Source organism: Enterococcus sp. DIV2371, from assembly GCF_050498525.1.
Classification (GTDB): domain Bacteria; phylum Bacillota; class Bacilli; order Lactobacillales; family Enterococcaceae; genus Enterococcus_B; species Enterococcus_B mangumiae.
On the sequence record NZ_JBIPAJ010000001.1, the window covers coordinates 2,606,744 to 2,620,608 of the forward strand.

Genomic DNA, 13,865 nt, shown 5'->3' on the forward strand with positions numbered 1-13,865 from the left:
CATATGTGTCAACCTAAAAAAAACATAAAATTTAAATGTAGGTCGGATGTCAACATTTAATTGGTGTGAATTGTGTGAATAGAATACCGTAATATGTCTATAAAATGGGCACTAATAAAACATTAAAAAAATTTTCCGACCTATGATTAAGGTTCGTTTTAAATAATCAAGAAGAACAGGTAAAAATTTTGAGAGTTGTTTCTTTTCCTGTCTCATTAATCAATCAAAATGAACAATTGGAATAAAATTATTGCAAGTAGGCATTTTTAGTCATTCCCTTTTCGACAAAAACAAAAAGCAGTCAAATCAAAGGCGTAAAAACCTTGATATGACTGCTTTTATCGTATGCCAGCTATAGGGATCGAACCTACGACCTACGCGTTACGAGTGCGTTGCTCTACCAACTGAGCTAAGCTGGCGTTTCCAAATGAAATTATAGTCGTTATGTTAGAAAATGTAAAGAGTAATCTGGAAGTTTTTTCTGCTTTCATGATTTTTTTCAACAAATGTGCTATAATTATAAATGAAAGGCAGGTTTTATGAAAATGGCAACTTTTGGAAAATTTGAGACAAAGGTCGAACCGTCAGAATTTGGAGAAAAATTTACCACTGATACACATGTTACCTTTATGCTTCATGGAAAAACGCAAACCGGAACGATTTCCAAGCAATTGAAAAATTCTGCTGTTGTTGCAATTGATGAAACGAACGAGAATGCCGATTTGATGACCCAAAGTAAAGGTGTCATCATTATCAATTACAAAGATATGCATAAGATTTAGTTTTTCAACCATCCAGCAATTGGATGGTTTTTATTATATAAATGACAAAAAAATCTGGGAGGAATCCCAGATTTTTCTTGTCATTGATTTCTCTTATTTAGTGCCAAACAAACGGTCGCCAGCATCGCCTAAACCAGGAACGATGTAACCTTTGTCGTTTAATTTTTCATCTAATGAAGCAGTATAGATATCAATATCTGGATGTGCTTCTTGCAAGGCTTTAACACCTTCTGGAGCTGCAACAAGGCACACAAATTTGATGTTTGAAGCGCCGCGTGCTTTCAAGGCATCGATTGCCATGATCGCTGAGCCACCTGTCGCTAACATTGGGTCAACTACGAATAATTGGCGTGCATCAATATCTTCTGGCAATTTAACAAAATATTCATGAGGTGCCAATGTTTCTTCGTCTCTGTATAATCCGATATGACCGACTTTAGCCGCTGGGATCAATTCTAAGATTCCGTCAACCATTCCAATACCTGCGCGCAAGATTGGGATAATGGCTACTTTTTTACCAGACAATGTTTTTTGTGTTGTTTCTGTGATTGGTGTTTCGATGACGATATCTTCAAGTGGCATATCACGTGATACTTCATATGCCATCAGCATAGCGATTTCATCAACAACCTCACGGAAAACTTTTGTACCACAATTTTTGTCGCGAATAATCGTTAATTTGTGTTGGATCAATGGATGGTCGATTACTTGAAATTTGCCCATTTTTTTGTCTCCTTTTTCTCTCGTTTCTTTTTAATTGTAAAACAAAATCACTGGCTTGACTAGTATTACCCGTCATTTTTCTAAAGAAAATCGAAGAAATAAAAAAACAAAGGCGTGTTCTTTTAAAAATCACCAATAAATAACAGAAACGCCTGAAAATCAGACGTTTTTTGTTATTTTTTTATTTTATTACTGGATAAAGATGACAAAAAAACAACTATTTTTTTAGCCATTCTGTCGAAAGAGTCATCGCTGCTCGTGTCGCATTTGTTTGATCCATCGCATTCACCATGACAAAATCATGGATGATACCTTGGAAACGTGCTTGTGTCACTTCAACACCTGCTTCACGAAGTTTTCTAGCATATGCTTCTCCTTCATCTCTTAACACGTCTGCTTCTCCTGTCAAGATCATTGCAGGTGGTAGCCCTGTTAGTTCTTCTTTACTTGCACGTAAAGGAGAGGCTGTGATTTCTGCTCGTTTCTCTTCGTCTGTCGTATATTGATCCCAGAACCATTGCATTCCTTCTTTTGTTAAGAAATAATTTTCTGCAAATTCGTTATAAGAATCGGTATCAAAATTCGCATCAGTTACTGGATAGTATAATAATTGTTTTTTGATTGGTAATCCTTGACGTTGCTTTGCAAGAATCGTCATTACTGTTGCCATATTCCCACCAACGGAATCGCCTGCGACTGTCAGGTTCTCAAGATCCAAGCCTTTCGACTCAGCGAGCTCCGCAAGTTTTTGTAAAATAGCGTAGTTTTGTTCAATGGCAATCGGATATTTTGCTTCTGGTGATCGACTGTACTCAGGAAAAACCACGATCGAGTTCGTTCGAACAGCCAATTCTCGAATCAATTTATCATGTGTCTTGGCACTGCCAAATACCCAACCAGCGCCGTGTATATAAAATATGACAGGTAATTTTTCAACATTTCCTTCAGGACGGATAAAGCGCACATTGATTTGTCCCCATTCATTGGTATCGATTTTCAAATCTTCGATATCCACAGGTAATTTTTCCACAGAGGAGCCTTGAACTTCTTCTAGAAGATCACGTCCTTCTTCTGGAGGTAACTCATAGATTCGCGGGTGCGGTGCATTAGCATCACTAAACTCAATTGCTTCTTTTTCTAATGAAATTCGATCAGTCATACGGATTCCTCCCTAAATTGAATGCAACAAATAAAATTACACCTCATATACTAGAGAGCAACCAAACAAAAGTCAAAAAATCAGATTGAAGAGGTTGTGAAAGAAGCGATCAACACCAAGGCATAAGACAGAAAAAAAGGTGAGCCAATCGAACATCTGCATGTTTGATCGACTCACCTTTTCTGATTTCTAACATCTTTATTGTTTGATACGATTTATTTTTTATATAAAGGGAATTTCTCTGTTAATTCACGTACGCTTGTACGGACTTCTGCTAATTGAGCTTCGTCATCTTTTGCTTGTAGGGCTTTGACGATCAACTCAGCAACTTTTGCTGCATCTTCTTCACGGAAGCCACGAGTAGTGATGGCTGGTGTTCCGATACGGATACCACTTGTTTTGAATGGGCTAAGTGTTTCAAACGGAATCGAGTTTTTATTGACAGTGATATGGACACTATCCAAAATAGCTTCTGCTTCTTTTCCGTTCAATTCTAAGTCACGTACATCGATCAAAATCAAATGGTTATCTGTAGCACCTGAGATCACGCGTGTACCGATCGATTGATTGAATACTTTTGCCATCGCTTTTGCATTAGCAATGATTTGTTCGCTGTATTCTTTAAAATCGGGAGTCAATGCTTCTTTGAATGCGGCTGCTTTTCCGGCAATCACATGTTCCAAAGGTCCACCTTGGATTCCTGGGAAAACGGCACTATTGATTTTTTTCGCTAATTCTTCATCGTTAGTCAAAATCATCCCGCCACGAGGTCCTCGTAATGTTTTATGTGTAGTCGTTGTTGTGATATCTGCGTAAGGGATCGGGCTTGGATGCACGCCAGCTGCCACTAGACCTGCAATATGTGCCATATCGACCATCAATTTTGCTCCGACTTCATCGGCGATTTCTCTGAACTTTTCAAAATCGATCGTTCGGCCATATGCACTTGCTCCTGCTACGATCAGCTTGGGTTGGTGTTTTCTAGCTAAGATACGTACAACGTTGTAGTCAATGACTTCTGTTGTTGGATCTACGCCATAAGCCACGAAGTTATAGGTTTTTCCGCTAAAATTGACAGGAGAACCATGTGTCAAATGTCCACCAGCTGAAAGATCCATTCCGAGGATCGTATCTCCTGGTTCAACTAGAGCAAGGTATGCCGCTGTATTGGCTTGTGAGCCAGAATGTGGTTGGACGTTGACAAATTTCGCATCAAATAATTCTTTTGCGCGATCGATTGCCAGATTCTCAACGATATCCACAAATTCACAGCCACCATAATAGCGACGACCTGGATAACCTTCTGCGTACTTATTCGTCAAAATACTTCCTTGTGCCGCCATCACAGCTTCAGAGACAAAGTTTTCAGAAGCGATCAGTTCCAGATTATATTCTTGTCTTTCCTCTTCTTTTGCGATTGCCGCCCATAGATCAGGGTCAAACGTTTTGTAGTCTACCACAAACAACAACTCCTTTTCATTATGTGTCAACATCTCTAAATTTCAAATGAATGTTCAGTATATTTGACTTTTTTTGATGCTAACCTGTGCTTACTAGTTAAGAATACGAACATTAATTCTCAAATAGCAATTTTAGTTTGTTTCCTAGATTGTATCATAGAATGATTTTGCAGCAATCACTTCTGGATCATTTTTTAAAATAATTTTGTCCTGCGGCTTTTTTCAGCCGATTCATATACGCAATTCCTAGACCTTCTTCAGGTGCGACTTGCACTAAAATCAAATCAAGTGCTAATCGCTCATCGTCCAAGCCACGTAATCCTGCAAATAGTCCTTTTGTGGCAGCTTCTACTGAATCATCGTAATACATGTAAATTGCTGCGACATCTTTACGGACTTTCTCAGCAATCATCGGTCCAGCTAAAACTCCTGTACGTAATCCTTGTTCTTTTGTCCAGGCAATCGCCTCTGACCAATCCTCTTCTTCGACCATCAATACTCGTGTATCTGGTGAGTAATGTTTGTATTTCATTCCAGGAGATTTTGGCGTTTCTGATTCTTTTACTAAATGCCGATCTGTTGCGACTGGACTCTTGACTACTGCTTCTAGCTGTTCTTTCGTGATCGCTCCTGGTCGTAAGATCATTGGTGGTGCAGATGGATCACTTAAATCGATCACTGTCGATTCCACACCGATTCTTGTTGCCCCGTCGTCAATGATTCCTGTGATTTTTCCGTTTAGATCATGAAAGACATGGTCTGCTGTGGTCGGACTTGGTTTCCCTGAAGTATTGGCACTTGGACCTACAAGTGGTACACCTGCTAATTGGATCAATTCTAATGTTTTTTTGTTATCTGGCATACGAAATGCAGCTGTGGATAACCCTCCTGTGACAATCCCCGGTAAACCCCCTTTTTTGATTTGAAAGATCAAAGTCAGTGGTCCTGGCCAGAAGTTTTTCACAATTTGCTCTGTTAGTGGGTGAAAGTTGTCCACAAACTCTTTTACTTGTTCAAACGAAGCCACATGGACGATCAATGGGTTGTCTTGTGGCCGACCTTTCACTGTAAATACTTGCTTGACCGCTTCTGGTAAAAGAGCATTAGCGCCTAGTCCATAGACAGTTTCCGTTGGAAAAGCGACTAGATTTCCTGCTGCTAATTCCTTGGCAGCTTCATTCAGTTGTGTTTCATCATATTTTCTTGTTTCCACAGTCTATCCACATCCTCTTTTTTCAAAATCCTTGTTTTATCCCATTTCTTCTTCTAGTTATACACAAATTGTTGATAACTAGTTTGTCAATAGTGGATAAGTATGTTGATAACTAAAATATTCGTTTTCATCCTTATCAAATCAGTGTTTTTTTATTATAAAAAAACAGAAAAAAATTTTTTCATCCACAAATCAATCAGTGACAAAAATCATGCGATCATTGCCTGACAGATCTTTTTTGATCCGTACTTTTTTTGTAGGAAAGGCTTGTTGCATGATTTCTTTGACTGCTTCTCCTTGTTGGAAACCGATCTCTAAAAATAGTTGTCCATCACTGGCTAAGACTTGTGCAGCTTCCTGTGCGATTTTTTGATAGATCGCTAAACCTTCTTCTTCAGCAAATAATGCCATCTTGGGTTCAAAGGTTCGCACGCTTTCATCCATCACTGCCCATTCCGAGTGACTGATGTATGGGGGATTTGAAATGATGACATCAAAGGTTTGATCCATGACAGGTTCTAACGTATTGCCATGATAAAAATCGATGGTCGTTTGTTCATTTTCTGCATTTTCCTTCGCTACAGCTAGTGCTTCTAAAGATAAGTCAATGGCTGAGACGTGCCAGTTCTTTCTTGCGGCTTTTAAACTGATTGCGATTGCTCCTGTCCCTGTACCGATATCTACTACATTTAATGTTTTTTCACTTGTTTCAGCTAAACAAAGTGCAACTAATTCTTCCGTTTCTGGTCGAGGGATCAAGGTTGCTTCCGTGACTTTCAAGCGGTGATCGAAAAATTCAGCATAACCTAATAAATAGTGAGGCGGATAATGTTGCGCTAGTCGTTTCATATCTGCATCGATCATAGCTTGATCCTCGGTTGTGATTGGTTCATTCATCCGCATGAGCCAATCAAGCTTTGTCCACTGCTTTCTTTCGAGAAAGACAAATTGGATATTATAGCCTTCCACGCCTTGTTCTTCTAAAAAAGAAGAAGCCCGTGTGAGGACTTCTCGATAGGTTTTATCCATTTTGCATCTCTTCCAACTTAGATGTTTGATCATACACGATCAATGCGTCAACGATCTCATCTAGTTTTCCAGCTAAAATCTGATCTAATTTTTGGATCGTCAAACCAATACGATGGTCTGTCACACGATTTTGCGGGAAATTATAGGTACGGATACGCTCTGAACGATCGCCAGTTCCTACCGCAGATTTACGATTCGCATCATATTCGCTTTGCGCTTCTTGTTGGATTTTATCATAGACGCGCGCACGTAAGACTTTCATCGCTTTCTCACGGTTTTTCAATTGTGAACGTTCATCTTGCATCGCTACCACGATCCCTGTTGGCAAGTGTGTCAAACGTACCGCAGATGCTGTTTTGTTGACGTGCTGTCCACCAGCTCCAGAAGCATGGTAAATATCGATACGGATATCTTTGTCCGCCAATTCGATTTCTACTTCTTCTGCTTCAGGCATGACCACGACTGTCGCTGTTGATGTATGGATCCGTCCTTGAGATTCTGTTGAAGGTACGCGTTGGACACGATGTGCGCCACTTTCATATTTTAATTTCGAGTAAACATTCTCACCTGAGATCATCATGATGACTTCTTTGTAGCCACCGATCCCTGTAACACTTGCTTCTAAAACTTCTGTTTTCCAGCCTTGTCCTTCCGCATATCGTTGATACATCGAGAATAGATCGCCAGCAAATAGTGCAGCTTCGTCTCCTCCAGCAGCTCCTCGAATCTCCATGATGATGTTTTTATCATCGTTTGGATCTTTTGGTAATAATAAAATCTTGATTTTTTCTTCTAGCTCTTCTTTTTCTTTTTTCAAATCAGCTAATTCTTCTTTAGCCATTTCTGCCATTTCGTCGTCTAACTTTTCACCAAGTAGTTCTTCCGTATCTTTGATACCTTGAACAACTTCTTTGTAACGACGATAGACTTCAACCGTTTCACGTGTGTTTGCTTCTTCTTTTGACAGCTGCATGAAACGTTTCGTATCTGAAATCACTTCTGGGTCACTCAGTAGTTCCCCAAGCTCTTCGTAACGGTCTTCGATTGATTGTAATTGATCGTACATGCTTAATCTCCTTCTGTGATCATCAATGGATGAAAATAGTGTTTCCGACATACTGGATAGTAGGCTTCATTTCCGCCGATTTGGACTTGGTCGCCTTCGTATACCGGTGTTCCGTCTATATAGTGTAAATTCATCATTGCTTTTTTATGGCAGAACCAGCAGATCGTTTTCATTTCTTCAATTTTGTCTGCATAAAGCAATAAATACTTCGATCCTTCAAATAATTCATTTCTAAAATCATTTTTTAATCCGAATGCCATCACCGGAATATTTAGTTCATCAACGATTCTCGTGAATGCTAAGACATGTCCTTTTGTTAAGAACTGCGCTTCATCGATCAACACACAGTATGGTGGATGTTCCATCTGTTGGATGACTTTAAATACATCGGTCGTTTCAAAAATAGGGATTGCTTCACGTTTCAGGCCGATTCTGCTTGAAACTACGCCAACGCCATCTCTCGTATCGATTCCGCTGGTCATCAAAACAACCGGTTTATTTTGTTCCTCATAATTATGTGCAACTTTTAAAATCTCGATTGTCTTGCCGCTGTTCATTGCGCCATACTTAAAAAATAGTTGTGCCATGTCCTCATTCACCTTCCAGTTTGTTCCTATGGTATTATACTTGATTTTAAATCATTTTTACAGTGAGAATTTTTGAAAGGGATTTTCTATGGAAGAAATAGCCAAATTTATATTATAGAAAAAGAACTCAGACGCGATTCTTTTGGTATAATCGAATGAAAAATAAAGGAGGACACTTATGTCCGAAATATTCCACCAAATGGCGAACCACTATGATACCCCCGAACGAATCCAATTAGCAGCCACGATTCGTTCAGCGATTGAAAAAGAATTTTCTGAACAGACTCATGACCAGAAATTGATCGATTACGGTGGAGGAACTGGTCTCGTCACGTTACCTCTTGCCTCATGTTTTAAAGAACTGATCATCATTGATTCAGCCGCAGGAATGTTGGCAATGGCTGACAAAAAAATCAAAGAGACAAATCAAGCAAATGTGCGAACGGTCGAAGTGGATGCCACAATGGAGTTACCGGAAGAGAAAGCCGATATCCTTCTACTATCTTTAGTCTTGTTGCATATTCCAGAAACGAATGTCATTTTAAAACAGCTTTTTCACATGCTTCAGCCAAGTGGAAAACTTTATATCGTTGACTTCGATAAGAACGAAAACATCCAACATCCAAAAGTCCATAATGGCTTTGACCATGAGGAGTTGAGCGAACAATTAAAACTCGCTGGATTCAACTCAATTTCTATCCAAACATTCCATCACGGAAAAAAACTGTTTATGAAACAAGATGCTTCTTTGTTTTTAGCAATAGCTAACAAAGAATAGGGATTTTTTATTCAGAGGAAAAATCGAAATATCTAAACAATACTCAAAAAGCCGAAAATAATTTCTTATATTTTCGGCTTTTTGCGTATTTATATATACATTCCTAAGTTGAATGTTGTCATCGCGAGGATCAACTAGTCTGACGATTCTGTTGAAGAATCTGTGGACGCATCGGTTGAATTTCCGCTTGTTGATGGTTCTGTCATTAACCCGCTTAATACATTTTTGAAATCTTCATCCTTGATTTTAACATTTGCTTTTTTCAATTCATTACGCACAACTTCTTGTACGAATGTTGGATCTGCTATTTTTGTCTCTGTTGCTATTTTTTCTAGTTCTTCTTTATATTTCGACATATCATTGCCTTTTTCTTGTTGCTTGACCATTTTCACTAGATAATATTCCGTTGCATTCGTAGAGGAATTGACTGCGGTGATGACATCAGACACTTCCTCATTTTTAAGCTTGAATGCCGCTTGTTTGACTTCCGTCGGCACACTTGTGGACTGCGAATCAAAGGTGATGGTGCCACCATTTTCTTTTGTCGCTTCATCCGTCGATTTTTCTTTCGCTATTTTCGCAAAGTCGCCACCATCATCAAGTGATTTTTTGATTTCCTTGGCGTCATCTTCACTCGTTACTTTGATCAATTGCGCCTCTACTTCTGGGTGGAAGGATTCCCAGGCTGTTTTAAGATCTTCATCAGTCAAATCGACATTTGCTCGTAGACCTGCTTTATAAGCTAATCCTTTTTTTATTTCTTCTTTATAAGTTTCAGTCGTATATCCGGCTAATTTCAATTGAGAATCAAAGGAATCACCGAGTGCTTCTTTACTATCGTTGTATTCTTTTTCCACATCTTCAGCTGAAACTTTGTCGCCATAATTTTCTTCAAAAATTTGGAAAATGATCAAATTTTGGACGGCTGTTTCTGCACCATTTATTTTTTTCAATTGGTCGACCAATTCTTGTTCTGAGATCGTACCCCCTTTATAGGTCACTGCGGCTTGATTTGTCGAATTTGGTGTACATGCAGAAAATAAAACTAATCCTGATGATACGGCTAATACTGAAATAAATTTTTTCATGCGGTCACTCCTATTAACTATTTATAATTACATTGATTCTTTTATTACTTTATATGTAATTTTTGAACAAAATTTGAAGATGAGTCAATCTTATCGAAATTTTAAAATCAGTGTGCATACTAAAAAGAGCGTGGACAAACATCTGAGGGTTATCAATGCCCTAGTCGTTCGTTCCACGCTCTTCTAAATTTTTTTAAATAATGTTGATTCTATTCAATGGCCAATAACGGAAAACGACTTTTCCTTGGATCAAGTCTTCATCGACTAACCCAAACATACGGCTATCTTTTGAAATCAAGCGATTGTCCCCAAGTACCAAGTATTGTCCTTCAGGAACAGTGAATTCGAAATCACTAGTGAATGTTTCAGAATTTTCAGCTTGAGATTGAAAGGCTGAATTATACGAATATTCATCTTGCAGTTTATCTTCTGAAAATTCTTTTTTGTACTCATCTAAATAAGGTTCATCTTGCTTTTCCCCATTGATGTATAGCTGATCATTTTCCATTTTTACCGTATCGCCTGGCATACCAATGATTCGTTTCACGATCATCCGTTCTTCGTCCCCAGGTTCTTTTGTTGTAATGATATCCCAACGATCAAGATCTGAAATTTTTGATGAAATCAAACGTTGTCCGTCATGTAATGTGGGATCCATTGAGTGACCACTGACTGTGACTGGTGTAAAGACATAGACTCTTGCCAAGATGATGGCTGCTAACACAACGATGAGGATGCCCCAATTTTTCAAAAAGTTTTTCACTCTGTACCTCCTATTTAATCAAAGATTCATATGTTATTTTTATTTACTTGTTAACTATTCTCTATTTTACAGTTTTTATCAATTAAAAGAAAGAATAAGTATCAGCTCATGTATCGATAATGAGCCTAGTATTGTGAAAGCAGTGTGCTTTACCCTGTATTCTCCGTACAAGAGCTGAATAAACGTTCATGGGGCGAATCCCAAACTATATCTTAGCTTTTTTTCTTCGTTGGCTTCGACTATAAGTGACTTCACCTTCTTGTTCTTGTGGTTGATTTTTCTTGATGATCAACTTCAAACGATAAGGCTCGTGGTATCTAAGACCATCTTTGACGAAATCACCACCCGCAATGAACAAGCCAACTGGCTCAATATGATCTTCTGGAGAGTCGACCTTGATCGTTCCGACTTTTTCCATGCTGGAATAATTACGACCGATACTTAACTGATAGGTTTTGTCAGAGACTTTTTTCACGTAATAATACGGATAAAGTGTATTTCTATCGATCAAAAATCCGTCCATCCGTCCAAGTTCATTGACACTGATTTCCCCTTTTTCAATCAAATAGTGCATATTCTCTGCTAACTTCAATTGGTAGTCTTCATCAAATAGAACATTTGCTTTTTCCGTGTTGACTTTGTCGATGCTTCCGTTATTCCCACGAACGGTTTCCCCTTCGATATTGAACGCTTCATCGGGTAGATACTTCACGATCACTTGGGTCACATCGGCTTTTGAGTTTTTATCAAAAAAGTAATAAAACACATTTAAAACGGTGAAGTATAAAAGTGCTAAAAAGCCTAATCCATATAAAAAGAATTGCAAATAGTTTTGGTTTTGCCATAACCCGTAAACAATTCGTAAAAGATAGACGGTTGGAATCACACTTAATACAGTATAGCCTCGGTTCAAATATTTAGGACTGATATCTAAATAGCCTAAAAACTTGTGTATCCCGTTGATGATATCTAATATAAACGTCATTCTTCGTCACCTGCCTGTTGATTATACATCTGTGTTTCAGCTGAATTTTCTGTAGGTGTATTATTTTCATTCATGTTGCCTTCACTTGGTGTAGAAGAGCTTGGCGTTGTGCTACTTGGTGTTGTTTCACTTGGTGTCGTCTGTGAATCGATATCATTTTCTTCTTGGCTTTGAGGTATCGAGTCGGTTGTATAGCTTGAATCACCCTCGTTGACCGAACTTTCCGGTATTGAGTGTTGATTATATGTTGAATTAGTTGTTTCTTGTTCGACCGTCGTCGGTGTTGTTTCCACCGTATCAGTCGTTTGTCCTACTCCTTCATTTGTGGAAGTCGTGGTAGTCTCTGTCGTCGAACGGCTTGGCGCACGATAGCTGGAACTATTAACGATGCCTGTCGTGGTAGCAACAATCGTCGAAATCGTCAATACAGCGATCGGCTTTAATATAGGTGCTACTTTCCGCATATTCTCTCATCCTTTTTTCTTGTTGCCCTTAAAGTCCTGATTTTCTGGCAAAAGTTTATTTTTTCTCACAGTTCTTCTTTAGTTTTACCATAAATTTCTTATTTTTTTCTTATTTTTTCATGAAACTTTTGTGTAGATTTACTCGCTGAGCTTTTTAAAAGTGATTAGACCACTTTTTATTTGTTGATAACTCTCATTATATCACTGATTGCCTTCGAAGTTTTCTAGCAAAATCCTCTTCATTACAAGCGACTTTTCCAATAACTAACATTCTGGTAAATTTTAGTTTTATTATTTCTTTGTGTATTTATTTTAATGTCGGTATACTGGAAGAAACACTTAACAAGGAGGATCGAATTTGTGCAATTGAATCTTTTTTTTCGAAAATGGCGAAGGCGGAGCGAAAGATACGCTTCCAGTCACTTTTCTTCTATCCAAATCATCGTATTTTATTATATTTTAATGACATTGATTTCTTTGGGCTTGTTTTACGTCCCATTTTTTCGAAACCCAGATAGTCACGTACCTTTTATCGATATGCTTTTTATGGCAATCAGTACGATCAGTGTAACGGGGCTTTCAACATTTGACATCCATGCGATTTTTAACAATAACGGTATTATTTTACTTGAGGTCTTGTTTCAGGTAGGCGGTCTCGGGATCATGATGATCTCAACAGCATTTATTATCTTTTCTAAACGTCGGATCACGTTACGTCAGAGACAATTGATCATGACAGATATGAACCAACCACGCTTGTCTGGTATCGTTCGTTTGATTCGGATCACTTTTGTCATACTGCTTTGGTTCCAGTTACTATTTGGTGCCTTGTTCTCAGTCTATTTTTATCTGCGAGGTTATTTTGATCATTGGCATGAGGCTGTTTTCCATGGATTTTATCAAGCCATTTCTGCAGTCACCAATTCCGGTTTTGACATCACTGGCGATTCGATCAAACCCTTTGAACATGACTACCCTTTTTTATTTTTGATCATGTTTCTGATTTTTATTGGTGGGATCGGTTTTCCAGTATTGATGGAATTTAGAGAATGGCTTTTGTATCGAAAAACAAAAGCGAAGATTCCTTTTCGGTTTTCCTTATTTACGAAGCTTGCGGTGTTGGCTTTTGTCATCTTATTCGTAAGTGGGACTGTCTTGATTTATTTACTTGAAAAAAATCATCTGTTCCAAGATTTGCATCCGAGTGTCCAGTGGATCAATTCCATGTTTTATTCCATGACAACTCGAAATGCCGGTTTACAGATCCATGATCTCGGTGACTTCCAAATCACTACATTGATCGTCTTTTCTTTATTGATGTTTATTGGTTGTAGTCCGAGTTCTGTCGGCGGGGGTATCCGAACGACGACGGTAGCGATCATTGGTTTGTATCTTTACTCGTTTTTGAAAAGTGAAGACAATATCAATATTTTTGGTCGCCGAATCGATGAAGATGATGTCCGAAAATCAGTGGTCGTCTTTATGCTTTCCTTAGGGATGTGCTTTTTCTGTATCCTCTTTCTCTCCGCTACGGAGAAGCAACCGCTCATCTCGATTATCGTGGAGGTCACTTCTGCTTTTGGAACAACTGGACTTTCACTAGGTATCACCGGTGATCTATCGCCACTCGGTAAAATCACGATCGGTGCTTTGATGTTCATTGGGCGTATCGGTATGTTGTACACACTAATGTTATTTGTACCAAAAGAAACACGAGATTTAGGTTATGAATATCCGACCGAGAAAATCATTATCGGTTAAGCAAACC

General features: G+C 38.5%; 14 protein-coding genes and 1 tRNA gene. 3 read left to right on the forward strand and 12 right to left on the reverse strand.

The features are described from left to right. Positions 1 to 346: 346 nt before the first annotated feature. Positions 347 to 419: transfer RNA gene (locus tag IGL24_RS12205), tRNA-Thr, on the reverse strand. 120 nt (positions 420 to 539) lie between these two features. Between IGL24_RS12205 and IGL24_RS12210 the strand changes: the two genes are divergently transcribed. Next, positions 540 to 782 carry a hypothetical protein gene (locus IGL24_RS12210; RefSeq protein ID WP_206855304.1) on the forward strand — a complete coding sequence of 81 codons (243 nt, stop codon included), beginning with the start codon at positions 540 to 542 and terminating at the stop codon, positions 780 to 782. A gap of 93 nt (positions 783 to 875) precedes the next feature. Here the strand turns inward: IGL24_RS12210 and upp are convergent, their stop codons facing one another. From upp to IGL24_RS12245, 7 genes are all read right to left on the reverse strand, one after another. Then, positions 876 to 1,505, reverse strand: a complete 630-nt coding sequence (gene upp / locus IGL24_RS12215) for a uracil phosphoribosyltransferase (RefSeq protein WP_010736621.1) — start codon at positions 1,503 to 1,505, stop codon at positions 876 to 878. A gap of 217 nt (positions 1,506 to 1,722) precedes the next feature. Continuing rightward, on the reverse strand, positions 1,723 to 2,664 hold the full coding sequence (locus tag IGL24_RS12220; protein ID WP_207700007.1) for an alpha/beta hydrolase: 942 nt from the start codon (positions 2,662 to 2,664) through the stop codon (positions 1,723 to 1,725). A gap of 215 nt (positions 2,665 to 2,879) precedes the next feature. Then, positions 2,880 to 4,124 (reverse strand): serine hydroxymethyltransferase, encoded by a 1,245-nt coding sequence (gene glyA / locus IGL24_RS12225; RefSeq protein ID WP_206855301.1) that lies wholly within the window; start codon positions 4,122 to 4,124, stop codon positions 2,880 to 2,882. A 187-nt stretch (positions 4,125 to 4,311) separates the two neighbouring features. Further along, the gene (locus IGL24_RS12230; protein WP_207115130.1) at positions 4,312 to 5,337 is read right to left on the reverse strand and encodes an L-threonylcarbamoyladenylate synthase; all 1,026 of its coding nucleotides are present in this window, start codon (positions 5,335 to 5,337) and stop codon (positions 4,312 to 4,314) included. A 192-nt stretch (positions 5,338 to 5,529) separates the two neighbouring features. Then, positions 5,530 to 6,366, reverse strand: coding sequence for a peptide chain release factor N(5)-glutamine methyltransferase (prmC, locus tag IGL24_RS12235; RefSeq protein WP_207115131.1), 837 nt, complete (start codon positions 6,364 to 6,366; stop codon positions 5,530 to 5,532). Further along, positions 6,359 to 7,432, reverse strand: coding sequence for a peptide chain release factor 1 (gene prfA, locus IGL24_RS12240; RefSeq protein ID WP_206855294.1), 1,074 nt, complete (start codon positions 7,430 to 7,432; stop codon positions 6,359 to 6,361). The genes prmC and prfA overlap by 8 nt, the downstream gene beginning before the upstream one ends. Positions 7,433 to 7,434: 2 nt before the next feature. Then, on the reverse strand, positions 7,435 to 8,019 hold the full coding sequence (locus IGL24_RS12245) for a thymidine kinase (RefSeq protein ID WP_207115132.1): 585 nt from the start codon (positions 8,017 to 8,019) through the stop codon (positions 7,435 to 7,437). Positions 8,020 to 8,197: 178 nt separating this feature from the next. On the opposite strand from IGL24_RS12245, the gene IGL24_RS12250 reads away from it, so the two are divergent. Next, the gene (locus tag IGL24_RS12250; RefSeq protein WP_207115133.1) at positions 8,198 to 8,797 is read left to right on the forward strand and encodes a class I SAM-dependent methyltransferase; all 600 of its coding nucleotides are present in this window, start codon (positions 8,198 to 8,200) and stop codon (positions 8,795 to 8,797) included. A 134-nt stretch (positions 8,798 to 8,931) separates the two neighbouring features. On the opposite strand, the gene IGL24_RS12255 is transcribed toward IGL24_RS12250, so the two are convergent. The 4 genes from IGL24_RS12255 to IGL24_RS12270 form a co-directional block, all read right to left on the reverse strand. Further along, the gene (locus IGL24_RS12255; protein WP_207115134.1) at positions 8,932 to 9,885 is read right to left on the reverse strand and encodes a peptidylprolyl isomerase; all 954 of its coding nucleotides are present in this window, start codon (positions 9,883 to 9,885) and stop codon (positions 8,932 to 8,934) included. A gap of 193 nt (positions 9,886 to 10,078) precedes the next feature. After that, positions 10,079 to 10,648 (reverse strand): signal peptidase I, encoded by a 570-nt coding sequence (gene lepB, locus IGL24_RS12260; protein ID WP_206855288.1) that lies wholly within the window; start codon positions 10,646 to 10,648, stop codon positions 10,079 to 10,081. 205 nt (positions 10,649 to 10,853) lie between these two features. Beyond that, complete coding sequence (locus tag IGL24_RS12265) at positions 10,854 to 11,633, reverse strand: DUF6681 family protein (protein ID WP_206855286.1); 780 nt, start codon at positions 11,631 to 11,633, stop codon at positions 10,854 to 10,856. Then, the gene (locus tag IGL24_RS12270; protein WP_206855284.1) at positions 11,630 to 12,097 is read right to left on the reverse strand and encodes a hypothetical protein; all 468 of its coding nucleotides are present in this window, start codon (positions 12,095 to 12,097) and stop codon (positions 11,630 to 11,632) included. The genes IGL24_RS12265 and IGL24_RS12270 overlap by 4 nt, the downstream gene beginning before the upstream one ends. Positions 12,098 to 12,457: 360 nt before the next feature. Between IGL24_RS12270 and IGL24_RS12275 the strand changes: the two genes are divergently transcribed. After that, positions 12,458 to 13,858: a potassium transporter TrkG gene (locus IGL24_RS12275; protein WP_207700006.1), complete on the forward strand. Its 1,401-nt coding sequence runs from the start codon at positions 12,458 to 12,460 to the stop codon at positions 13,856 to 13,858. Positions 13,859 to 13,865 lie beyond the last annotated feature (7 nt).